Below are 21,850 nucleotides of genomic sequence, written 5' to 3' on the forward strand. Positions count from 1 at the left end.
CCACTGATGTGGAGGGAATCGTGACAGTGAGCCGAGAAGGTTCGGGGGCCTGGGTCGCCACGTGGACCGCGATGCCGCAGCGGGCCGAGCCCGCCGACCTGCCGCCCGCCCCCTACACCACGTCCGCGCTGGCGCTGCTGGGCGACTCGCTCACCGACGGGCGCGGGTCCACCACCAACCGCAACGACCGCTGGCCCGACCAGCTCTTCGACCGCCTGCACAGCACGGGCATCGCCGTCGCCAACCAGGCCGCGGGCGGCAACCGGGTGCTCTCCGACGGACTCGGCCCGAGCGCCCTGGCCCGGTTCGACCGCGACATCCTCGCGCTGAGCGGCCTGCGGTGGCTGATCGTGTTCGAGGGCGTCAACGACCTCGGCACGGCCGAACCGGGCCAGGCCGCCCAGAAGCAGGCCGCCGACGACCTCATCGCCGCCTACGAGCAGATCATCGTCCGGGCCCAGGCTCACGACCTGCTCGTGTACGGGGCCACGCTCACCCCCTTCGGCGGCAACGATCCCTACGACGAGGGGCATCGGGAGGCGGCGCGGCAGGCGGTCAACGACTGGATCCGCACCGGCGGCGGGTTCGACGCCGTGATCGACTTCGACCGGGCCGTACGCGACCCGGCCGAACCGGGGCGGCTCCTGCCGCGGTTCGACATCGGTGACCACCTGCATCTGAGCCCGGCCGGGTACAAAGCCCTCGCCGAGGCCGTCCCCGCCCGGCTGTTCGACCGGTAGGGGAGCGCGGTCAGAAGTCGTACTCGTCGATGTTGGACTTGTCGAACGTGAACGGCGGCCCCAGGATGATCTCCCCGCCCGCCCCGATGGTCCGCTCGCCGAGCTTCCCGGCCGTGAACTTCTCCCCTTCGCCGCCGCTGATCTGCCCCGACACCAGCGCCGCCGCCGCATAGGACGCCAGGTATCCCAGATCCTTCGGATTCCACAGGGCGAACTTGCTCACGGTCCCGTCCTTGACGAACTTGCGCATCTGGTTCGGCGTCCCGAGCCCGGTCAGCGTCACCTTCCCCTTGTACTTGGAGCCGGAGATGTAGCGAGCCGCCGCCGAGACCCCCACGGTGGTCGGCGAGATGATGCCCTTCAGGTTCGGGTAGGCCTGCAGCAGCCCCTGCGTCTGCTGGAAGGACTTCTGGTCGTCGTCGTCCCCGTAGGCGATCTTGACCAGCTTCATCTTGGCGTGTTCCGGCTTCTTCAGCTCGTCCTGCATGAACTCGATCCAGGTGTTCTGGTTCGTGGCGTTGGCCGTGGCCGACAGGATCGCGATCTCGCCCTCGCCGCCGATCAGCTCCGACAGCAGTCGCACCTGGCTGCGGCCGACGTCCTCGGAGCTGGCCTGGTTGATGAAGATGTCCCGGCAGTCCTTGCTGGTGTCGGAGTCGTACGCGACGACCTTGATGCCTTTGGAGCGGGCCTGCCGCAGCGGGCCGCACACGGCGTTCGGGTCGTTGGCGGCGATGAGGATGGCGTCCTGGCCCTGCTGGGCGAGGGTGTTGATGTAGGAGACCTGTGAGGACGCCGACGCGTCGGAGGGGCCGACCTCCTTGGCCTCGGCCTTGAACTCCTTGGCCGCCTCGATGCCGGCCTCGTCGACGATCGTCTCGTACGGGTTGTTGATCTGTTTGGGCAGGAAGGCCAGTTTCAGCCCTTCCTTGATCGGCGCGTCGGGGTTCGCCGAGGCGGAGGCAGCGCCGGAGGCGGCCGGTGCGGGGGCCTGCGTCCGCACCGACTCCTTGGTGGTGCCGCCGCACGCGGCCAGGCTCAGGACCAGGGCGCTCACCATCGCGAGCGCCGAGGGCCGGGATCTCACCGAGAGAGTCACTGGAGGAACCTTTCAACGGGGGGCCTGCGGGCCAGTGTGATCAACCGCGGGGTGAGCACCGAGATGATCAGCAGCAGGCCGGTGACGATGGCCTGGATCTCGGTGGTGACGTCGTTCAGCATGAGCAGGTTGCGCAGCACCCCGATGAGCAGCACACCGGCGATCACCCCGCCGAGTGTGCCCTTGCCGCCGTCGAAGTCCACGCCGCCGAGCAGCACCGCGGCGATCACGGTGAGCTCCAGCCCGGCGCCGTTGTCGGCGCGGGCACTGCCGTAACGCAGCGTGAAGACGATCCCGGCGAACGCGGCCACCAGCCCCGACACCGTGAACAGCAGCAGCTTGATCCGCTTGACGCCGATCCCGGCGAAGAACGCGGTGTCCTCCGAACTGCCGATCGCGAACAGCGACCGCCCGAACCCGGTGGCGTGCAGCAGCAGCGCCGTCGCCACCGCCAGCACCGCGAACAGCGCGACCTGGTAAGGGACCGGCAGCCCCGGCACGTTGCCGGTGAGCGCGGTGTACTGCGGCGGGAACTCCGAGACGGCCTCGGTGCCGAGCACGACGTAGGCCAGGCCTCGGTAGAGGGTCAGCGTCCCGATGGTGACGGCCAGCGACGGCAGCCCGAGCCGGGTCACCAGCAGCCCGTTGACCAGCCCGCACACCACGCCCACCACCAGCACGAGCGGGATGATCGTCTCGAACGGCACCCCGGCGTCCCACAGGTACCCGGTGAGCGCACTGGCCAGCCCGAGCACCGAGGCGACCGACAGGTCGACCTGGCCGCACACGACCAGCAACGTCATCGGCAGCGCGATCAGCGCGATCTCGCCCAGGTCGCCCAGGGCGAAGGCGAGGTTGTCGGCGTTGCCGAAGTTCGGGTCGGCGCCGAGGCCGCCGAAGAAGACGACGACGAGCAGGGCGGTGACGACGACGTCCCACCGCAGGAAACGGCCGAGGTTACCAGGCATGGCGGGCGTTCCTCCTGCGCAGGGCCCTGGTCATCCGGACGGCGAGCAGCCGGTCCACGCTGATCGCCAGCAGCAGCAGGAAGCCGATGAGCGCGTCCTGCCAGAAGGCGTTCACCTTCAGGACGACCAGCACGCTGCCGATCGTGGTCAGCAGCAGCGCGCCGAGCGCGGCCCCGTACACCGTCCCGACGCCGCCGACGATGGCCACGCCGCCCACGACGACGGCGCTGACCACCTTCAACTCCCAGCCGTGCGCGTTGTCGGCGATCACGGTGCCGAAGCGGGCCAGCCACAACACCCCGGCGACGCCGGCGAGCAACCCGCTCATCACGTACGCCGTCAGCACCCGCCGCCGGATGGGCACGCCCGCCAGGCGGGCCGCCTCCGGGTTGGACCCGATCGCGTAGAACTCCCTGCCGGACGGGTAGGAGCGCAGGTAGTAGCCGACGGCCAGCATCACCAGCACCGCGATCAGCGGCAGGTACGGGACGCCCAGGACGTTCCCGCTGCCGAGATCGAGCAGGGGCTGGGGGACGTCGGCGGCGTTGATCTGCTGACCGTGCGCGAGATAGTGGTCCAGGCCCTGGATCACGTAGAGCGTGCCGAGGGTGACGACCAGGGCGGGCACCCCGCACAGGCTGACCAGCAGGCCGTTCACCAGCCCGCACACCGCGCCGATGGCCAGGCCGAGCAGCACGGCGGCGAGCAGGCCGTGCCCGGCCTCCGAGACGTACTTGCCGGTGACGAACGCGACCAGGCCCACCACCGAGCCGACCGACAGGTCGATGTTGCGGGTGATGACCACGAGCGTCTGGCCGATCGCGAGCAGCGCCAGGATGGAGGCGTTGAGGAAGATGTCCTCGATGCCCTGGGCCGACAGGAAGCGCGGGTTGGCGATCGCGGTGGCCGCCACGAGGACGACGAGCGCGCCGAGGATGCTCAGCTCCCTGGCGCGCAGCACCAGATCGAGCAGGCTCCGTCCACCCCCTGGCCGAGTCGGCGCCGTCGACGTGGTGGCCACCATTATGCGGCCTCCTTCGTCGGCCTCATGATTCCTTGCTCATTGATGACCTCGACAAGCTCGGTCATACGGTGTCCTTCCGCTGCCCGGTGGCGGCGCTCATCACCGACTCCTCGCCGGCCTGGCTCCTGGGCAGTTCGGCGGCCAGCCGGCCCTCGTGCATGACCAGGATCCGGTCGGCCATGGCCAGCACCTCGGGCAGGTCGGAGGAGATCATGAGCACGGCCAGGCCCTGCGCGGCCAGCTCCGACAGCAGCCGGTGCACCTCGGCCTTGGTGGCGACGTCGATGCCCCGGGTCGGCTCGTCCACGATCAGCACCGTGGGGCCGGTGGAGAGCCACTTGGCCAGCACGACCTTCTGCTGGTTCCCGCCGGACAGGACGCCGGCAGGATCGCCGGTCCTGCCGTACTTGAGCTGGAAGCGCACGGCCCAGTCGGCGGCGTTGGCGCGTTCGAGCGCCCGCGAGATGAACGGCCCGCGCCGCAGCGCCCGCAGGCGCGTCAGGCCGAGGTTCCGCTCGATCGACATCTCCATGATCAGCCCCTGCTGGCGGCGGTCCTCGGGGACGAGCGCCAGCCCGGCGGCCATCGCCGCCATGGGGCTCGCGGGGCGCAGCGGCCGCCCGCTCACCTCGACGGTCCCGGCGTCGGGCCGGTCGACGCCGAAGATCGCCCGTGCGACCTCGGTCCGGCCCGCGCCGACCAGGCCGGCCAGGGCGACGATCTCCCCGCGCCGCACCTCGAAGGAGATGTCGGTGAACGCGCCCTCGCGGGTGAGCCTGGACACCTTCAGCACGACCTCGCCCGGCGTGACCTCCTGCTTGGGGTAGAGGTCGTCCAGCTCCCGCCCGACCATCCGGGTGACCAGGTCGTCGGCCGTCAGCCCGGCCACGGGCTCGCAGGCCACGCGGCGTCCGTCGCGCAGCGTCGTGACCGTCTGGCAGAGCTCGAAGATCTCCTCCAGCCGGTGCGAGATGAACAGCAGCGCGCACCCGTGCTCCCGCAGCGCCCTGACCACCGAGAACAGCCGGGCCGTCTCCTGCGCGGTGAGCGCCGCGGTGGGCTCGTCCATGATCAGCACCTTGGCGTCCCGCGAGATCGCCTTGGCGATCTCCACGACCTGCTGGTCGGCGATGGACAGGCCGCGCGCGGGCCGCCGAGGATCGAGGCTGACGCCCAGCCGGGCGAACAGCTCCGCGGTACGGGCGTGCATGGCCTTCCTGTCGATCCGGCCGAGCCCGGCGCGCGGCTGGCGGCCCATGAAGATGTTCTCGGCCACCGACAGGTCGGGGAAGAGCGTCGGCTCCTGGTAGATGACCGCGATGCCGGCGTGCTGGGCGTCGGCCGGGCCGTGGAAGACGACGGGGCGGCCGTTCAGCAGGATCTGCCCTGAGTCGGGGCGGTGCACTCCGGCGAACGTCTTGACCAGGGTGGACTTGCCCGCCCCGTTCTCCCCGGCCAGGGCGTGCACCTCGCCGGCGCGCAGTTCGAGGCTCACGCCGTCGAGCGCGCGTACCGCTCCGAAGGTCTTGCTCACCTCGACGAGCGCCAGCACCGGGGCCGGTTCGCTCACCTGCGGGCTCCAGATCTCATGTCCTTGACCTCTCGGCAAAAACGTTTTACTGAACCCGGACGGTAAGTTGACCGTGAGGTTTCGTCAAGGCTCAGGGACGCGGCAAAATCTTGAGCTTGACACGTTTTAAATGGAAGATCGGGTGATTCGCCGCGACAGCCGGTTCTTCACCGTTCTTGCCATGGGCGCTGCAAGATCTCGCCTCGTGCGTCAGGCCTTGTCGCGCGGCCAGGTGAGCTTCGGCCACGTGGGCTTGCCCGACGGCTTCATGCCGGGCATCTTGCCCGGCCAGTGGTACTCCACGCGCACCTTGTAGAAGTCGGGCTCGCGCGGCTTGCCGTTACGGTCGAGCGGCGGGGTCTGCTCGACCTCGGTGTAGGCGGGCAGCATCGAACGCGGGTCGATGTAGTAGACGACGTGGTAGCCGGTGCCCAGCCCGCCGTTGTAAAAGTAGGGATGCGACTCCGGGTCCAGCCCGGTCTTCTTGAACGACCACATGAGCATCTGCCCGCCGTAGTAGATCCCGTCGCTCTGCTTGACCGCCTTGTAGTCCACGACCAGCCGCAGGTACTGCTTGCCCTTGACCTCGGTCAGCCGGGCCTCGCCCGGGTTGACGAATCCCTTCTGCTCGCTCTGCAGATCCTTCACCCACGTGTCGGCCTGGGCCTCGGTCAGGCCGCCGGCGGTCAGGCCGTCGCTGACGAAGCGCCAGGCGCGTTTCTCCTGGCAGAAGGAGTCTGTGGGGCGCGGGTCGTACCACCGCTTCACCGAGGAGCTGTAGTTGTGGGAGCCGCCCTTCAGGCAGAGCATGAGCGGGCTGCCGGCGTCGGCCGAGCCCCACAACATCTGCCACTCCTTGGCCTTGTAGTCGAACGCGCTCTCCCAGCGGTAGCCGGGCTCGTTGTTGTCGTACTCGTCCTTCTCGGTGTACGACTCCTGCGTGGTGTGCAGGACAGGCTGCGTGACGAGCTTCTTGAAGCTGGCGTAGAACAGCGCCGTGGCGTCCACCCCGCGGACGTCGCTCTCGTTCAGCGTGCCCTTGCCCAGCACCTCCAGGGTGCTCGGGTCGCCCGCCTGCGCGGTGGCCCCGCCGGTGGTCCGCTGCCACAGGAACCACCCGCCGCCGCCGAGTGCGGCCACCACCACGAGCGACAGCACCACCACGAGCGCGACCACCCCGCCCCGGCTCCGCTTGGGCGGGCGCGGGGGCGGATAGCCATGGGGCGGCGGTGGATAGCCGTGAGGTGGTGGCGGCGGGGGCGGATAGCCGTGGGGCGGCGGTGGAGGTGGCGGCCCCGGCGGCCCCCCGTGCCTGTGCTGATCGTTCGGTCCCCCCGACCACTGCGCCATACGTCCCACTCCTTCGTGCTCCCTGGCCGGGTCACGCTAGCAACAGCACCACACGCTTCGAAAATGCTTCAAATCTTCACGAAGCCATCCCGCCGTTGACAGATGCGGGCGGTGGTGCTCCCAGGCGATCCGGATCGGCGTCTGCGCCGGGGAGGGCGAGCCCGGCCGAACGCGCCGGCGGCGGCGTCCGCGGCGGAGCCCGCCGCCACATTCGTCTGTTTCGGCTGGGGATGACGAGAAATTACCGTTTGGCGAGGAAATGTCAGAATTGTGAATTGTGGTGGGAAATTGGACCCTGGGCAAGGTCGAAATCCGGGAGTACCATAAGGCGGCAATTCGCGCGGTTTCAGCCCTCCCGGGGCCTCCTGCGCCCGGGTGCGCGCGACATTTGATCCGCATCGGCGGACACAGCACGGAGGGGTGGGGAAATTGAGCGTTTACGGCGGCCTCGAGTTCACCGAGGATTCCATCCAGACCACACTGCTGTCCTTTCCCGGAAACGTCAATCCAGGCGCCGCGGTCGCGCCGGTCGCGACGATCCCGGTCGGCGGGCAGACGATCGGCGTCTATGCCGTCAACCCCGCGAACGTCGGCTGGCTGGGCGCGCAGCGCAGCACCGACCACGAGGTTCTGCAGGCCGGACGGGTCCGGCTCACCAACGACACCATCACCTCGGAATGGATCGTCGAGGGGCACCGGGTCAACGGCCTGACCGTCGAGACGATGATGGCGAACATGCGCGACGACGTCGCCAGCGTCGTCGCCCTGCGCCAGCAACTGCGCAACGCCATCGCGACGGTGCGGGCGAACCACCCGAACGACTACATCGTCCTCGCCCCCGGTGCGGATCACGACATATATCCGCCCGGCCCAACCGGCCTTTTCGTTTACGCGCCCAGCGGCGACGCCAATGGCGCGGCGCAAATCACCGTACAGTACTCGAAAGTCGACACCATCCGCCGGATCTGCCTGCTGAACGCGTCCAAATACCTGCCGGGAAAGAAGGTTGAAACGGGCGACGACGTCGATTTCGTGGCCGACACGATGGGCGTCATGCAGAAGGCCAGGTACACGCAGATCGTCGGGCAGTCCGCCACTGCCAACGCGGAGAACCTGCTGCAGGAACTGATCAAGCTCGCCACCCCCATCGCCGGCGTCCCGGGCGTGATCCTTTCCAAGGAGACCGTCGGCCTCATCATGCTCATGATCGTCAACGATGCGATGGCGACGACGATGCGGCGTTACGCGGCCACCTTCGGCCAGACCGCCGACAAGAACATGCAGCGCTTCTTCCCCAAATCACGACGTCGCGAATACGTCATGGCCCTTGCCAAACGCCCCATCGACAACGTGTACTTCACCGCCCTGCGGACGAACCTCACCAACGCCGCCGCGGCCATGGCCCAACTGGTCTGGAACAGCTGCGACTTCACCGCCCTCGACGTCGCCCGCACCCAGGAAACGATGGTCCCGGATTCAGGCGCGCTGGGACCGGCGCAGGCCCTGGCCCAGACGCAGAAGCGGGGTCGCGACGGCGGGAAGGTCCTGGACATGGAGATCACCGGGCTCAAGAACGCCGTCCTGGGAGAGGACGGCGGACTCCTGTCCACCCGGATCGACCGGGCCGCCCGCGCCTACACCGACTGCACGAACAACGACGCCGATCATTACACCGGGGGAGTCGGCAACGTGATCAGGTCCCTGGCTTTCACGCCGGTGGTGCAGCACTCCTACGGCGCGGTGTACGAGCTCCGCAACCAGGAAGTCCCCATCACCCTGGACAGCAGGGAAGAGGTTCTGACCATCATGCGGAAGCTGTTCGGCGCCGCCTGACGCTTCTCCAGGCCCCTGTCCGTTCCCTGATCGGCGGACAGGGGCCTCCCTTTGGCCGCGTTGACGGTTCTCGGAGGGCGGAGCGGCCTGGTGCCCGAGCTGGCTATGGTCAGGGCATGGAGGAAGAGATCATCCAGGTGCTCGGCGGCCCGGCGGTCATGACGGAGCCCCTGACACACAACGCGCTCAACGGTGTGACCGCGGGCATCTGGCGGGTTCGCACGCAGGACCGCTCGGCTGTCCTCAAAGTGCTCACCAAGCGGAAGAACGGGCACGAGGGATGGGAGCCCTCCACCGACCCCCGGCACTGGAACTACTGGCGCAGAGAAGCCGACGTCTACGCCGACGACCTGCCCGCGCGGTGGTCGGGCAGCGGCGTGCGCGCGCCCCGGCTGCTGGAGCTGGTCGAACGGGCGGACGGCGACCTGGCGCTGTGGATCGAGGACGTGGCCGGGCGACCGGCCACCTCCTGGGAGCTCGACCGGCACGGGCTGCTCGGCTACCAGCTCGGCCTGGCTCAGGGCGGCGCGGCGCGGGGGGAGCGGGGCTGGACGAGCCGATCGTTCCTGCGGGACTACGTGGACTCCAAGCGCGTGCCGTACGAGTCGCTGGAGGACGACGACGCCTGGCGGCACCCCCTGATCAGCGAGAACTTCCCGCCCGGGCTGCGGGCCGAGTTGCTGCGGCTGCATCGCGACCGCGACTGGCTGCTGAGCGTCATGGAGTCGCTGCCTCGCACGCTGTGCCACCTCGATCTGTGGCCCAGCAACGCGATCGACGCGGACGGCGAGAGCGTACTGCTCGACTGGGCTTTCGTGGGTGATGGGGCGCTGGGTGAGGACATCGGCAACCACATCCCGGACAGCGTCTTCGACCTGTACGTCCCCGCCGCCCGGCTGCCCGACCTGGACGCGGCCGTTTTCGGCGGGTACGTCCGCGGGCTGCGGGAGGCCGGTTGGCGCGGAGACGAGCGCCAGGTTCGGCTCGCCGTCTGCGCCTCGGCCGTCAAGTACGACTGGCTGGTGCCGTGGCTGCTGCGGCACATCGACCGCCGGCCCAGGGCGTACGGCGGCCAGGATGCCGTGGACGCCGTCCGCCTCTTCCGCGAGCGCGGCGCCGCCATGCTGTTCCTCACCGGCTGGGCCGACGAAGCCCGCCGCCTCTCCGACGCGATCGGCTGACCCCGCCCAAGAGCCGATCGCCCTGGGAAACCGGTCGCCGCGCTCAAAAGCCCACGATCGGAATGGTTGACACGTTCTCGTTGAACCAGAAAAGATACGGTCGTCCGTACAACTGAGCGGAGACGTATGACCGACTGGGAACGCAGGTTGTCGCTCGACCCGTCAGCCGCCGTGCCGCTCTACTACCAGTTGCGCGAGCGCCTGCGCGCGGTCATCCGCGACTGCGAGCCGAACACCCTGATTCCCGCGGAAAAGGACCTGATGGCCTACGCGGGAGTGAGCAGGGCGACGGCCCGGCGGGCGATCGGCGACCTGGTGCAGGAGGGGCTGCTGGTCGCCAGGCAGGGGAGCGGCACCTACACCGCGCCGCTGGCCGTGGTGCCGGAGCTGGGGTCGCGGCCGGTCGGGTTCACCGAGACGATGGCCAGGCTGGGCAGGAAGCCCACGACGCAGTTGCTCAGCGCCCATGTCCAGCGGGCCGAGCCCGGTGTCGCCGTCGCGCTCGGCGTCCAGGAGGGCCATGAGGTCGTCTTCGGGCTGCTGCTGCGCCTGCTCGACGGCGTGCCCTGCATGGTCGAGAGCGCCCACCTGCCGGTCGAGCTGGTTCCCGGCATCCTGGACGAGGACCTCACCGGCTCCCTGTACGACCTGCTGCGCACCAAGTACGGCCTCACCCCCGCGAGCGGCAGGGAGACGATCGGCGCGGTCAACGCCGACTACCGGCTCGCCGAACTGCTGCGCGTGCCCATGGCCGCCGCGCTGCTGGCCACGGCCCGCAGCACGTGCACCGAGAGCGGGATCGCCCTGGAATACACCATTCGCCACGCGCGCGGTGATCTCACCGTGTTCTCCGTGGAGCTCAACGACGCCAAGAACGCCCTCATGGGTCAGTGAACGCCCGTCTCGGGAGGTCGAGCATCCGTGGTGACGTGCTCGGAACCCCCGCCACGCTGACGTTCCTGTCGCGGGGCTGACCTTGGGAGGGATGCGGAAATGAGCGCCTATGGGGAATGGACGACGGTGCACGGGCTGCCCGCGTTCGCGTACACGCTGGACCAGGAGCGGGATTCGCGCGCCGAGTGGGATCCCGTGCTGGACCCGCCTACGCGGCGGCACGTCGCGCACATGGGCAACCGGCGGATCACGCTGGTGTCGGACAACTACGGGCTGAGCGATCTGTTCGACGAGCACACGGGGTTGTCGTGGCTGACGCGTGGCACCGGGGTGACCCGGATCGGCGGGCTTTCCACTGATATTTCGGGATCTGAGCGGGTCTTTGGGCCCACGTATGCGATTGTCCGGGTTGCCGATGAGCGGGTGGCACTGGAACGCACGGTCCTGTGCCCTGAGGGCGAGCAGCCGTGGGTACTCATCCGGCTCCGGGTCCGCAACCTGCTCGACACACCGGTACGGCTGACGCTCACCGAGGAGTGGGCGACCAGAGCGGCCAGGGCCGAGCTCATCACCGGCGCCGTGGACACCGAGGATCCCGGGCTGGAGCTGGAACTGATCGGCCCGCCCTGGACGCGGTCCGGCCGGGCGGAGGCGACAGGCAAACCCACCGTACGCCTCAGCCAGGTGGAGTCCGGCCACGCGCAGGCGATGGGTGCGGCCTCCGCGCGGTTCGACGAGGTGACAGCGGCGGGGGCGCTTCGGGTGGAGGTGGCCTTTGAGCTGGGGGCGGGTGGTGAGCGGGTGCTGGACTTCCGCTGCGGCCTGCTCGACCCCTTACCCGAGGGGACCGACCTCGGCGCGCTGTTCGAGCGAAGCCTGGAGGGCCTGCGCGCCCGGCTGCCGCGTGCCTGCGCCGCCCAGGCGCCCGAGGCCGAGCGGGAGATCCCCTGGCACGCCGCCCTGCTCACCGGCGCGGCCTGCGCCGACGGCGTGCTCGGCGGCCACACGCTCGACCAGGGCTCCTGCTACTCCTTCAGGCACGGCTTCAACGGCGCCGCCCGCGACCCTCTCCAGCACGCGCTCCCGCTCGTCTACATCGAGCCCGACCTGGCCCTGTCGGTGCTGCGCAACACGTGCGCATGGGGCGGACCCGACGGCGACCTGCCTTATGCGCTCGGACCCGACAAGAAACCATGGACCGACCTGTTCCGTCCGTCGGACCAGAACCTGTGGGCCCTGTGGCTGGCCGCCGAGTACCTGAGCGCGACCGGTGACGAGGCCGCCTTCCGGGCGAACGTCCCGTACCACCCGATTCACGAGGCCCCCGAGACGCCGCTGCAGGAGAACCTGCGCAGACAGTTCCGATTCCTCGCCGACGTGATCGGACGGGGCGAGCACGGACACCTGCGCATACTCAACGCCGACTGGAACGACCTGGCCGTCTCCGAGAGCGGCGTGCCCCGCGAGGTGATGATCGCCGAGGGCGAGTCCGTCCTGAACTCCGCCATGGCCGCCTGGGTCCTGCCGCGCTACGCGAGGCTGGCCGAGCGGCTCGGCGACGCCGCGACCGCCGCCGAGGCCCGCAAACTGGGCGAGGAACTGCGCGAACTGGTCGCGGGGGAGTGGAACGGCCGCTGGTACCGCCGCGCGTACGGGCCTGGAGCGGTCGTCGGCGACGATGACCTGTGGCTGGAGGTGCAGCCTTGGGCGGTTCTGTGCGGAGCCGCCCCGCCTGAGCGGGCCGTGGAGCTGTTGCGGACGATCGAGCGCACCTGTGCGGCCGAGTCCCCTTTGGGCGCCCGGCTGCGCTGGCCCCCGGGCGACGGCTACGGCCCCGGCGGGGTCGGCACGATCTGGTACGCGATCAACATGACGCTGGTGTGGGCCGCCGCGGAACACCTGCCCGAGCTGGCCTGGGACTGGTGGCGGCGGATGACGCTGGCCGCGCACACGGCCGCCTACCCGGACATCTGGGAGGGCACGTTGTCAGGCCCCGACGCCTACCTGGCCCCCGAGACCGGCCGCCCAGGACGCACGTGGGACCTGGCCGACGTGGGCGTCGCCATGCAGGCCTACCCCGTCGCGAACCTGCACAGCCACTCCCAGCCGCTGCTGGCCTACCTGCGGCTGCTCGGCGTCGAGCCCTTCAGACGCCCGCGCGGCGGCGCCCGCTTCGCCTCCCGGGTGCTGGAGGTCGGTTCGTGACCCGCCTGCTCGGGATCGACGTCGGCGGCACGTACACGAAATGGGTGGTGGTGGACGGGGACGCGGTCGCCGGCTCCGGCACCGTCCCCACGCCGCCGGGGCCGGAGGAGACGGTGCGACTGGTGGCCTCGCTGGCCGAGGACGCCGGCTCCATCGGGATCGGGCTTCCCGGGCACGTGGACCGCGAGAGCGGAACCGCCCTGTTCGTCCCCAATCCTCCGGGTGACTGGGACGGCTACCCCGTGGGCGCCCGGCTGCGCGCGCTGGCCGGGGTCCCCGTCGCCGTCGTCAACGACGCCCGCGCGTTCGCGCTCGCCGAGCTGGAACTGGGCGCGGCCCGAGGACTGGCCGACGTGCTGTTCGCGGTGCTCGGCACCGGCGTGGGCGGGGCGGTGGCGCTGCGCGGAGCCGTGCTCGTCGGGCCGCGCGACAACCTCGGCGAGATCGGGCACGTCACGGTCGACCCCTGGGGGCCGGCCTGCTGCTGCGGCAACAGGGGCTGCGTGGAGACCTTCGCCGCAGGGCCGGGCATCGTGCGGGCCTTCGGCTCGGGCACGGCGGCGCAGGTCGCCGAGGCGGCCAGGGCGGGTGACGGGCGGGCGGCCCGGGCGTTCGAGCGGGCCGGCTGGGCGCTCGGCGTCGGGCTGGGGGACGCGGCCGCGTTCTTCGGCGTCGGCTCGGCGGTCGTGGGCGGCGGCGTGTCCGGCGCGCTCGACCTCATGCGCCTCGCCCTGGACGCCGAACTCGCACGAAGACGACCGATGACCGGCGACATCACGGTGCTGCCCGCCGTGCTCGGCCCGATGGCCGGGGCCATCGGCGCCGCACTCTACGGGAGGAGATCTGGATGAAGTGGATAAGCCACGCCATGGAGCTGCTCGGCGAGATCGAACGGACACAGGAGGACGCCCTCGCCGGGGCCGCCCGCATCACCTCAGACGCCATCCTCGGCGGAGGAGTGGTGCACACGTTCGGTACCGGGCATTCGCGGATGGGTGTGGAGGAGATGTTCCCCCGCTACGGCTCCTATCCCGGCTTCCACCCCATCGTCGAGCTGTCCACGACGTTCTACACGCAGGTGGCCGGCTCGAACGGGATGCGGCAGGCCATGTTCATCGAACGCGTCGAAGGGCTGGCCGAGGCCATCTTGGCCAACTACGAGCTGCGGCCGAGCGACGCGGCCATCGTGTTCAGCGTCAGCGGGCTCAACGCCGTGCCCATCGAGATGGCGATGGGCCTGCGCAAGGCGGGCCTGTCCGTGGTGGCCGTGACCTCGATGAACGAGACCATGGCCGTCGAGCCGGGACACCCCAGCGGCACCAGGCTCGCCGACCACGCCGACGTCGTGATCGACCTGTGCACCCCGGTCGGGGACGCCCTGTGCCAGGTCGAGGGGCTGGCCGAGCCGGTCGGCCCGGGCAGCACGCTGGCCGCCGTCTCCGTCGTCAACGAGATCAAGGTCCGCACGGCCGAGCTGCTCGTCGCGGGCGGCTGGAGGCCGCCGGTCATCTCCAGCGCCAAGCTCGTCGGCCGCTCCCGCTCCGACGAGCTGTTCGAGGCCGCCTACCTCGAACACGCCCGCCGCGCCTGCGCCGTGCTCAGGAAGGCATGAGCGCCGTCCTGGTGGCCGGCTCGGACGGCGGCATCGGCCGCGCCTGCGTGGCGGCGGTCGAGGCGTCCGGGACGCCGGTGCACGGCGTGGACCTGTCCGGCGGCATCGACGTCACCGCGCCGGGCGGGATCGAGAAGGCGCTGGCCCAGGCCACGTCCGCGCACGGGCGGATCGCCGGGGTGGTGCACGCGGTCGGCATGTCCGGCAGGTCGCTCGGCGACGGCGGCGTGGCCGAGTGCACCGACGAGGCCTGGCACGAGGTGCACCGGGTCAACCACGAGTCGGTGTTCCGGCTGCTGCGCGCGGCGATTCCCGCGCTGCAGGACGGCGGGTCGATCGTGGTGATCGGCTCCACGCTCGGCACGTCGATCGACGACGACTTCCGCACGGTGGCCTACGCCTCGGCCAAGGGCGCGCTGATCCCGCTGATCAGAACCGCCGCCCGCGAGGCCGCGCCGCGCGGTGTGCGGGTCAACCTGGTCGCGGCCGGCCTCGTGGCCACACCGATGAGCGTTCGTGCGCGATCGTCGGCTTCCATCCGGGCCAGGATGCCCGCGCTGATGCCGCTCGGCGCGAGCCCCTGCCTGCCGGAGGAGGTCGCGCAGGCCGTGTTGTGGCTGCTCTCGCCGTCGTCGGGGCGGACCACGGGCGCGGTCATTCCCGTCGACGGAGGGTGGCATCTGCGATGAACGTTGCGTGGGAAGGCGACGTGGTCGTCGCGGGCGGCGGCAGCGCGGGGTGCGCGGCGGCCGTCGCGGCGGCGCGGTCCGGAGCGTCGTGCCTGCTGGTGGAGCCCGCGGGCTTCCTCGGCGGCACGGGCGTGGCCGTGCTCGACACCTTCTACGGCTTCTACGCCCCCGGCCCGGTCTCGCGCCGGGTCGTCGGCGGCGTCGGCTGGGAGGTGTGCGAGCGGCTCCTGTCCGCCGGGGCCGCCTTCGAGCGACCCAACACCTACGGGGCGGGCACCGGCGTCACGTATGAGCCGGAGGAGCTCAAGCTCGTCTGGGACGAGCTCACCTCGGACGCCGAGGTGCTGCTGCACGCGCGGGTGTGCGCGTATGTGCCGGGCGTCGGCGTCGAGGTGGAGACCGTGGCGGGCCGGTTCCTGGTCAAGGCCCGCGTGGTCGTGGACGCGACCGGCGACGGAGAGGTGGCCTGGCGGGCCGGGGCCGCGCTGGAGCGCCCGAGCATGGATTCGCAGCCCATGACGGCCACGTTCCGGCTCGGCGGGGTGGACCTGTCGGCCACCGGCACGGCCGAGCTGCACGCGCTCATGGCCGACGCCGACCTGCCCAGGCGGGAGGGCTCCGTGCACAGGACCGTCAACGACGGGATCGTGCACACGAACCTGACCAGAGTGAGCGGACTCGACCCGACCGACCCGTTCGAGCTGTCCCGTGCAGAACGCGAGGGACGTGCGCAGGTACGCGAGTACGTCCGCTTCCTGCGGGCCAAGGTGCCCGGATACGAGTCGGCGGTGCTGCTGAGCACGTCGGTGCGGATCGGCGTGCGGGAATCCCGGCGTCTCATCGGCCGATACGTCCTGACTTCTGAGGATGTGTTAGTCGGCAGGGACTTCCCCGACACGATCGCCCGATGCGGCGCGCCCATCGAGGACCACGCCGCGGGATCGGGCACCCGATGGGAGTACGTGCACGACTTCGGGACCTACGGGATCCCGTACCGGTGCCTGCTTCCCGCCGGCGTCGACGGGCTGATCGTCGCCGGGCGGTGCCTGTCGGCCACGCACGACGCCCACGCCTCCGCCCGGTCGATGGGGCAGTGCATGGCGATGGGGCAGGCGGCCGGGACGGCCGCGGCGCTGGCCGTACAGGTGGGGGTGGAGCCCGCGGCAGTGGACGTGGAGCTGCTGCGCGCCCGGCTACGTGAGGAAGGGGCATTGTTGTGATGGTTCGGACCGTGCTGGGGGACGTCGAGGAGATCGGCGTCACCTATGCGCATGAGCACCTGTTCATGACCGGTGACTGGCCTGTCCGCAACGAACCCGACTACCGGCTCGACTCCCTGGACGCGGCCGTCGCCGAGGTGGCCGCCGGCCGGCGGCTCGGGCTGTCCGCGGTGGTGGAGATGACGCCGCTGGGGTTCGGCCGTAGCCCGTCGCTGATGAAGGCGCTGGCCGAGCGCACCGGGCTGCACGTGATCGCGGTGACCGGCTTTCACAAGAGCACGTACTACAGCGACGCCCACTGGCTGCACCGCTACGCGCCCGAGGAGATCGCGGAGCTGCTGGTGGCCGAGATCGAGCTCGGCATGGACGAGTACGGGCTGGTCGGGCCGCTGGTGAAACGGTCGTCCGCGCGGGCGGGGGCCATCAAGGTCGCGACCTCCTACCATTGCTTCGGGCGCGGGGTGGAACGGCTGATCGGCGCGGTGGCCGCCGCCGCGCTGCGCACCGGCGTGCCGGTCGTCACCCACTGCGACAAGGGCACGATGGGGCACGAACTGCTGGACGCGCTGGCCGGACATGGTGTGGAGGGCGAGCGGGTGGTGCTCGGGCACATCGACCACAACCTCGACGCCGGATATCTCGCCTCACTAGCGGAAAGAGGCGCCTATCTGGCCTTCGACCGTCCCGGGCGGATCAAGTACGGTCCGGACAGCGACGTCATCACCCTCGTCGCCGACCTGGCGGGGCGCGGGCTGGGTGATCGGCTGCTGTTCGGCACGGACCTGGCCCGGCGATCGTACTGGCCCGCGCTCGGGGGCGGGCCGGGGCTGACGTACCTGCTGGAACGGTTCGTACCGAGGCTGGAGGCGGCGGGGCTGGGGGACGTCGCCAAGGCGGCGCTCACCGCCAACCCCCGCACCGCCTTCGCCCTGCGCCCACCCCGCTGACCCCGCCGCCATGACTCCGGCCCGGCGGTGCTGGTCGCCCCGCTCCCGCGCGCGGGTGACGGCGGGTGGTCGGCGGCGGGAGTCAGGGGAGGTTCTTCTGGGTTTGCTGCTGCCAGGCCGTGTTGGTGTTGAGTTCGGGTGACGATCCCGCGAACGCGTCCCGCGCATACGTATCGCCCTGGAGCCGGTACATCAGCCACGCCGTCACGTACCCCAGGAACCCGCCGCCCGTGCCCTGGATCGTGTTGTGGCCGGCGCCTTTGAGCAGCGCCTTGGCCGCCGCACCCGGGACCTGCCCGTAGTACGTCCGCAGCGCCGAGTTCGGGGAGATGATCGTGTCGTTGGCGCCGCTGACGAACAGCACCGGGCAGGTGAGCCGGCTCACCGAGAACGCGTCACCCGGGCTCACCCAGATCGGCGCCGGCAGCGCGATGGGGACCACGGTGTCGATCAGGCCGCCGGACTCGGTGGCGGTGTTCACCGCCCCGCCCGCTCCCTGGGAGTGGCCGACCGCCCCGACCCTGGTCACGTCGAGTTTGCCGGAGAAGACGCTGGAACTGTCGGTGTTCCTGGCGATGAGGTACTGGGCCGCGTCGATCATCTCGGACCCGGTGCCCGTCGTGGTGTCGGTGGAGGCGACCACGGCGAACCCCCAGGAGGCGAACTGGGTGAGCAGCCCCGAGTACTGCGTGGGCACCGCGCCGGTCCCGTTGCCCCAGGTGATGATCGGATGCTTGACGCCGCCCGCGCCGAGATCGGCCGGGTAGTAGAGCTTGTATCCGGGCGCGTCGGCGGTCGCGACCGTCCACGGGCCCGCGACCTTGTAGTGCGCCTCGATGGTGTCCGCGGCCTGGGCCGGGCCGGCCAGGAGCCCCAGGAAGAGTACGGCGGCGACGACGAGCTTCATACGGCCTCCCGCATGTGTACGGATGACCGAAACTTTCTCTTCACAGTGGGGACATGTCAATGGTTGGATCGTGGGCATGGAGCACCTGCCTTCCGCCGCTGAGATGCTCGCCTGGATCGAGACCGTCGTGGGCAGGGGCATCCGCCGTCCCGGCTACCCGGCGGACGCGTGGACCGAGCGGTGGCTGGCGCAGCGCCTGAAGGAGTTCGGCCTGGAGGTCAGGCTCGAACCGGTCGAGGTACGCCGCTGGCGGCCGGGTGCCGGGCTGCTCCGCCTCGACGACGGCACCTCGTGGACAGGGATGCCGCTGCCGTACACCGCGCCGACCCTCGGCCTGCGGGGCCGGGTCGCCCGCCTCGCCGACGCCCGGCCCGGCGACATCGTCGTGGACGAACTCGCCTTCACCGAGTTGCCGCAGTCGTACGTCAAGACGCTCGCGACCTCCGCGTACGATCCCGAGGGCGTTTTCGACACCCTCGTCCAGACGATCCCGTTCGGCCCGCGGATGATGGAGGTCGTCGAGCCCGCCCTCGCCGCCGGCGCGGCAGGCTTCGTCGGCGCGCTGACCGGCCTGCCCTGGGACACCCGCGACTACTACGTGCCCTACGACGCGATCGAGCGCCCGATCCCCGCCCTGTGGTTGTCGGGGACGGACGCCCGCCGGCTCCTCACCCGCCTCCCGTGCGAGGCCGAGTTGATCGCCGGGTCCGCGATCGACACGGTGACCACGCACAACGTGGTCGCCACGCTGCCGGGCGGCTCGCCCCACACGGTCATCGTCGCCTCCCACCACGACGCCCCCTGGGCCTCGGCCGTCGAGGACGCCTCCGGCCTGGCTCTCGTCCTGGCCACCGCCCGCCACTGGGCCCGCGTCCCGGAGCGGGAACGCCCCCACAACCTGACGTTCCTGCTCACCTCCGGACACATGGCCCACGCGGCGGGCACCAGGGCCTTCATCGACCGCCACCGCTCCGAGCTCGCCGACGTCGTGCTGGAACTGCACCTGGAGCACGCCGCGCGCCGCTGCGAGCCGGTGGACGGCACGCTCGTGCCGACCGACGACCCCGAGGTGCGCTGGTGGTTCACGACACGGGCGCCCCGGCTGGAACGGCTGGTCGAACGGACGCTGGAGGCGGAGGACCTGCGGCGCTCGTTCGTCCTGCCCCCCGACGTGTTCTCGCCGATGCCGCCGACGGACGGCGCGTTCTTCCACCCGGAAGGGGTGCCGCTGGTGCACTTCCTGTCGGCGCCGATGTACCTGTTCGACTCGGCGGACACGATCGACAAGGTCGACGTGGCGGGGCTGGAGCCGCTGGCCCGCGCGGCCGTGAGGATCGTGGCCGGCACCGCCGGTTGGACCCCCGACGACCTCAGGACCGCCTCGGTCGATCTCTAGGACGATCTTGCCGTTCACCAGTCGCCGTCCCGCTCGACCGGCGCGGAGCCGGGCAGCAGGCGGCGCTGCTCCTCCTCGATGATCTGCCGGGCCAGCGACTGCTCCGACACGTCCACCGCGTCGGCCGAGGATTCGGCCAGGTCGCTGCGCCGGGCGTAGGCGTCGAAGAGTTCGGACTTGCGGCCCAGGATGGCGAGCATGCGCTGGTCGACCGAGTCCACGGTGAGCAGCCGGTGCACCTGCACCCTGCGCACCTGCCCCAGCCGGTGGGCGCGGCCCACGGCCTGGGTCTCCATGCTCGGCTTGACCTGCGGCTCGCACATGATCACCACGGACGCGGCCTGCAGGTTGAGCCCGACGCCGCCGGCCTGCACCTGGCTGAGCAGCACCGCGTGCCCCTTGGCCACCGTGAACGCGTCCACCATCTCCTGCCGCCGCACCGCGCTGACCTCGCCCGACAGCGGCCCGTGGGCCCGCCCGTCCAGCGCCGCCCCCACGGCGGCGAGCACCGCGCGGAAGTAGGAGAAGACCACCACCTTGAGCCCGTTGGCCTCGGCGTCCTCGACGAGCTCAAGCAGGCGTTTGAGCTTGGCCGAGGTGGCGGGCTCGGCGTAGGCGGCGCGGCGCATGGCCATGAAGTTGCCCGCGGCGACGGCCCGCCGGTAGGCCTCGAAATCGGAGCCGCTGAAGGCGACCCATTCGTCGGCCTCCACCCGCTCGGGCAGTTCCGTGAGCACGTCCTCCTGGTTGCGCCGCAGGTAGACGGGCGCGACCGCCTTGCGGAAGGACTGCGCCCCCGCCACCACCTCGCTGCTGCGCAGCCCGGTGGCCAGCTCAGGCCGCAGGTACGACACCAGCGTCCTGAACTCCTCGACCCGGTTCTCCATCGGCGTGCCGGTCAGGAACAACACCCGCGCGGTGCGCCCGCACCAGGAGGCGACGGCCTTGGAGCGCTTGGTCGCCGGGTTCTTGACGTAGTGGGCCTCGTCCACGACCAGCATGGCGACCTCGACCTGGGCGTCCAGCCGGTGGAGGCCGTCGAGGGTGGCCACCGCGACGCCGCCGCCGCGTACCCAGTCCTCCTGCGCGGCGAGCCGGTCGGGGCCGTGCAGCGGGCAGGCCCGCAGCGTGCTGCGTGACTCGATCTCGCGCACCCAGTTGATCAGCACGCTGGTCGGGCAGGCGACCAGGAAATGTGTGGCGCCGCCTGCCGCCAGGTGCGCCAGCGCGGCGATGGCCTCGATCGACTTGCCCAGCCCCATCTCGTCGCCGAGGATGACCCGCTCCTGGGCCAGCGAGAAGCGGGCGCCGAACGCCTGGTAGCCGCGGAGCGACACCCGGCGGCGGGCGTCGTCGAGCGGCTGCGCCGCGACCTTGGCCGCCAGGTCGTCGGGCAGCAGCCCCTGGCCCGTCCCGACGGGCTCCCCGGCCAGCTCGGCGAGCAGGCCGAAGTATTCGGGCGAGCGTGACTCGAAGTCGGCCCACGCCTCGAACGCGCGCGCCGCCGGCCGCATCAGGTCCACGGTGACCTGCGCGAGCAGCAGCCGCCTTTCCTGGGTGCCGTCGAGCAGGCCGGCGATCTCCTCGACCGCCGCGCGGGCCCGCCGGCGGCGCTCGGGCAGCGTGAACAGCATCCGCAACCTGCTGCGCGCGGGCCGCGCCGCCGCCAGCAGCGGTGTGAGCCGCCGGTCGAGGTCGCGGGCGGCCTCCAGAGCGCGCGGCAGGTCGGGGCCGACGCGCACCAGCCGGTGCAGGGCGATCACGAGGTCGCTCGCCGGGCGGTCGCGCCGCTCCACGTCGATGCGGACGGCGGCCGCCTCTGCCGCCGCCTGCTCGATCTGACGGGCCGCCGCGTGGATCTGCCCTGCCGTCCGCGCCCCGATCCCCGGCAGTGACTGTAATTGGTACGGCGAGGTCTCCAGCACCCGTGCGACCGTCGTGTACCCGGCCTGCTCCAGCGCGCCGATGCGCAGCCGCCCGTCGGTCACGTCCTTCAGCCGCGAGACCGGCACCGACTCCAGCCCCGCCTTCGCCGCCGCCACCCGCACGGCGTCGAGCGCGGCCACCACCTGGCGGTGCACGGTGGCGTGCTCGTCCAGCAGGGACCGCGCGTCGGCGAGAAGACGGTCGGCGTCGCTGAGTTCCACCAAACCAAGGATGCCGTAAAGCCCGGTCTCGGGCGCCGAGGACATCTGCGGCGGGAGTCACCATGTTG

The 21,850-nt window shown here is 71.0% G+C and carries 18 protein-coding genes; 11 read left to right on the forward strand and 7 right to left on the reverse strand.

Features of this window, described 5'->3' with window-relative positions; translation table 11 throughout:
* The first annotated feature begins 20 nt into the window (after positions 1-20).
* Complete coding sequence (locus ACFOY2_RS16780) at positions 21-740, forward strand: SGNH/GDSL hydrolase family protein (RefSeq protein ID WP_379528952.1); 720 nt, start codon at positions 21-23, stop codon at positions 738-740.
* Positions 741-750: 10 nt separating this feature from the next.
* Here the strand turns inward: ACFOY2_RS16780 and rhaS are convergent, their stop codons facing one another.
* The 5 genes from rhaS to ACFOY2_RS16805 all read right to left on the reverse strand — a co-directional run bounded on the left by rhaS (position 751) and on the right by ACFOY2_RS16805 (position 6,577).
* Complete coding sequence (rhaS, locus tag ACFOY2_RS16785) at positions 751-1,839, reverse strand: rhamnose ABC transporter substrate-binding protein (RefSeq protein ID WP_379528953.1); 1,089 nt, start codon at positions 1,837-1,839, stop codon at positions 751-753.
* Complete coding sequence (locus ACFOY2_RS16790) at positions 1,836-2,807, reverse strand: ABC transporter permease (RefSeq protein WP_379528954.1); 972 nt, start codon at positions 2,805-2,807, stop codon at positions 1,836-1,838. Before ACFOY2_RS16790 ends, rhaS begins: the two co-directional genes overlap by 4 nt.
* On the reverse strand, positions 2,797-3,831 hold the full coding sequence (locus ACFOY2_RS16795) for an ABC transporter permease (protein WP_379528955.1): 1,035 nt from the start codon (positions 3,829-3,831) through the stop codon (positions 2,797-2,799). The genes ACFOY2_RS16790 and ACFOY2_RS16795 overlap by 11 nt, the downstream gene beginning before the upstream one ends.
* A gap of 61 nt (positions 3,832-3,892) precedes the next feature.
* Positions 3,893-5,401, reverse strand: coding sequence for a sugar ABC transporter ATP-binding protein (locus tag ACFOY2_RS16800; RefSeq protein WP_379528956.1), 1,509 nt, complete (start codon positions 5,399-5,401; stop codon positions 3,893-3,895).
* 210 nt (positions 5,402-5,611) lie between these two features.
* The gene (locus tag ACFOY2_RS16805; protein ID WP_379528957.1) at positions 5,612-6,577 is read right to left on the reverse strand and encodes a hypothetical protein; all 966 of its coding nucleotides are present in this window, start codon (positions 6,575-6,577) and stop codon (positions 5,612-5,614) included.
* Positions 6,578-7,180: 603 nt separating this feature from the next.
* On the opposite strand from ACFOY2_RS16805, the gene ACFOY2_RS16810 reads away from it, so the two are divergent.
* The 9 genes from ACFOY2_RS16810 to ACFOY2_RS16850 all read left to right on the forward strand — a co-directional run bounded on the left by ACFOY2_RS16810 (position 7,181) and on the right by ACFOY2_RS16850 (position 17,332).
* Positions 7,181-8,584, forward strand: coding sequence for a hypothetical protein (locus tag ACFOY2_RS16810; protein ID WP_379528958.1), 1,404 nt, complete (start codon positions 7,181-7,183; stop codon positions 8,582-8,584).
* Positions 8,585-8,700: 116 nt separating this feature from the next.
* A complete protein-coding gene (locus ACFOY2_RS16815; RefSeq protein ID WP_379528959.1) occupies positions 8,701-9,765 on the forward strand; it encodes a hypothetical protein in 1,065 nt (354 codons plus the stop codon).
* Positions 9,766-9,891: 126 nt separating this feature from the next.
* Positions 9,892-10,659: a GntR family transcriptional regulator gene (locus ACFOY2_RS16820; RefSeq protein ID WP_379528960.1), complete on the forward strand. Its 768-nt coding sequence runs from the start codon at positions 9,892-9,894 to the stop codon at positions 10,657-10,659.
* Between the two features lie 99 nt (positions 10,660-10,758).
* Positions 10,759-12,864 (forward strand): GH36-type glycosyl hydrolase domain-containing protein, encoded by a 2,106-nt coding sequence (locus ACFOY2_RS16825; protein WP_379528961.1) that lies wholly within the window; start codon positions 10,759-10,761, stop codon positions 12,862-12,864.
* Positions 12,861-13,715, forward strand: coding sequence for an ROK family protein (locus tag ACFOY2_RS16830; protein ID WP_379528962.1), 855 nt, complete (start codon positions 12,861-12,863; stop codon positions 13,713-13,715). Before ACFOY2_RS16825 ends, ACFOY2_RS16830 begins: the two co-directional genes overlap by 4 nt.
* Entirely contained in the window at positions 13,712-14,476 is a 765-nt protein-coding gene (locus ACFOY2_RS16835; RefSeq protein ID WP_379528963.1) for a sugar isomerase domain-containing protein, read from the forward strand. Before ACFOY2_RS16830 ends, ACFOY2_RS16835 begins: the two co-directional genes overlap by 4 nt.
* Positions 14,473-15,165, forward strand: a complete 693-nt coding sequence (locus ACFOY2_RS16840) for an SDR family NAD(P)-dependent oxidoreductase (RefSeq protein ID WP_379528964.1) — start codon at positions 14,473-14,475, stop codon at positions 15,163-15,165. The genes ACFOY2_RS16835 and ACFOY2_RS16840 overlap by 4 nt, the downstream gene beginning before the upstream one ends.
* Positions 15,162-16,385 (forward strand): FAD-dependent oxidoreductase, encoded by a 1,224-nt coding sequence (locus ACFOY2_RS16845; RefSeq protein ID WP_379528965.1) that lies wholly within the window; start codon positions 15,162-15,164, stop codon positions 16,383-16,385. The genes ACFOY2_RS16840 and ACFOY2_RS16845 overlap by 4 nt, the downstream gene beginning before the upstream one ends.
* Positions 16,385-17,332 (forward strand): phosphotriesterase family protein, encoded by a 948-nt coding sequence (locus ACFOY2_RS16850; protein WP_379529014.1) that lies wholly within the window; start codon positions 16,385-16,387, stop codon positions 17,330-17,332. The genes ACFOY2_RS16845 and ACFOY2_RS16850 overlap by 1 nt, the downstream gene beginning before the upstream one ends.
* 82 nt (positions 17,333-17,414) lie before the next feature.
* Here the strand turns inward: ACFOY2_RS16850 and ACFOY2_RS16855 are convergent, their stop codons facing one another.
* Positions 17,415-18,239, reverse strand: a complete 825-nt coding sequence (locus ACFOY2_RS16855) for an alpha/beta hydrolase family protein (protein WP_379528966.1) — start codon at positions 18,237-18,239, stop codon at positions 17,415-17,417.
* A gap of 76 nt (positions 18,240-18,315) precedes the next feature.
* Here ACFOY2_RS16855 and ACFOY2_RS16860 point away from each other — a divergent pair, with 76 nt between their 5' ends.
* A complete protein-coding gene (locus ACFOY2_RS16860; protein WP_379528967.1) occupies positions 18,316-19,635 on the forward strand; it encodes a M28 family peptidase in 1,320 nt (439 codons plus the stop codon).
* A gap of 14 nt (positions 19,636-19,649) precedes the next feature.
* Here ACFOY2_RS16860 and ACFOY2_RS16865 read toward each other — a convergent pair whose 3' ends face one another.
* Positions 19,650-21,782, reverse strand: coding sequence for a DEAD/DEAH box helicase (locus ACFOY2_RS16865; RefSeq protein ID WP_379528968.1), 2,133 nt, complete (start codon positions 21,780-21,782; stop codon positions 19,650-19,652).
* Positions 21,783-21,850 lie beyond the last annotated feature (68 nt).

The organism is Nonomuraea purpurea, from assembly GCF_042650645.1.
In the GTDB taxonomy this organism is placed as follows: domain Bacteria; phylum Actinomycetota; class Actinomycetes; order Streptosporangiales; family Streptosporangiaceae; genus Nonomuraea; species Nonomuraea purpurea.

Coding starts and splice junctions, on each gene's coding strand:
- ACFOY2_RS16790 (WP_379528954.1), bottom strand. CDS start 2,807: ATGCCTGGTAACCTCGGCCGTTTCCTGCGGTGGGACGTCGTCGTCACC.
- ACFOY2_RS16795 (WP_379528955.1), bottom strand. CDS start 3,831: ATGGTGGCCACCACGTCGACGGCGCCGACTCGGCCAGGGGGTGGACGG.
- ACFOY2_RS16815 (WP_379528959.1), top strand. CDS start 8,701: ATGGAGGAAGAGATCATCCAGGTGCTCGGCGGCCCGGCGGTCATGACG.
- ACFOY2_RS16820 (WP_379528960.1), top strand. CDS start 9,892: ATGACCGACTGGGAACGCAGGTTGTCGCTCGACCCGTCAGCCGCCGTG.
- ACFOY2_RS16825 (WP_379528961.1), top strand. CDS start 10,759: ATGAGCGCCTATGGGGAATGGACGACGGTGCACGGGCTGCCCGCGTTC.
- ACFOY2_RS16835 (WP_379528963.1), top strand. CDS start 13,712: ATGAAGTGGATAAGCCACGCCATGGAGCTGCTCGGCGAGATCGAACGG.
- ACFOY2_RS16840 (WP_379528964.1), top strand. CDS start 14,473: ATGAGCGCCGTCCTGGTGGCCGGCTCGGACGGCGGCATCGGCCGCGCC.
- ACFOY2_RS16845 (WP_379528965.1), top strand. CDS start 15,162: ATGAACGTTGCGTGGGAAGGCGACGTGGTCGTCGCGGGCGGCGGCAGC.
- ACFOY2_RS16850 (WP_379529014.1), top strand. CDS start 16,385: ATGGTTCGGACCGTGCTGGGGGACGTCGAGGAGATCGGCGTCACCTAT.
- ACFOY2_RS16855 (WP_379528966.1), bottom strand. CDS start 18,239: ATGAAGCTCGTCGTCGCCGCCGTACTCTTCCTGGGGCTCCTGGCCGGC.
- ACFOY2_RS16860 (WP_379528967.1), top strand. CDS start 18,316: ATGGAGCACCTGCCTTCCGCCGCTGAGATGCTCGCCTGGATCGAGACC.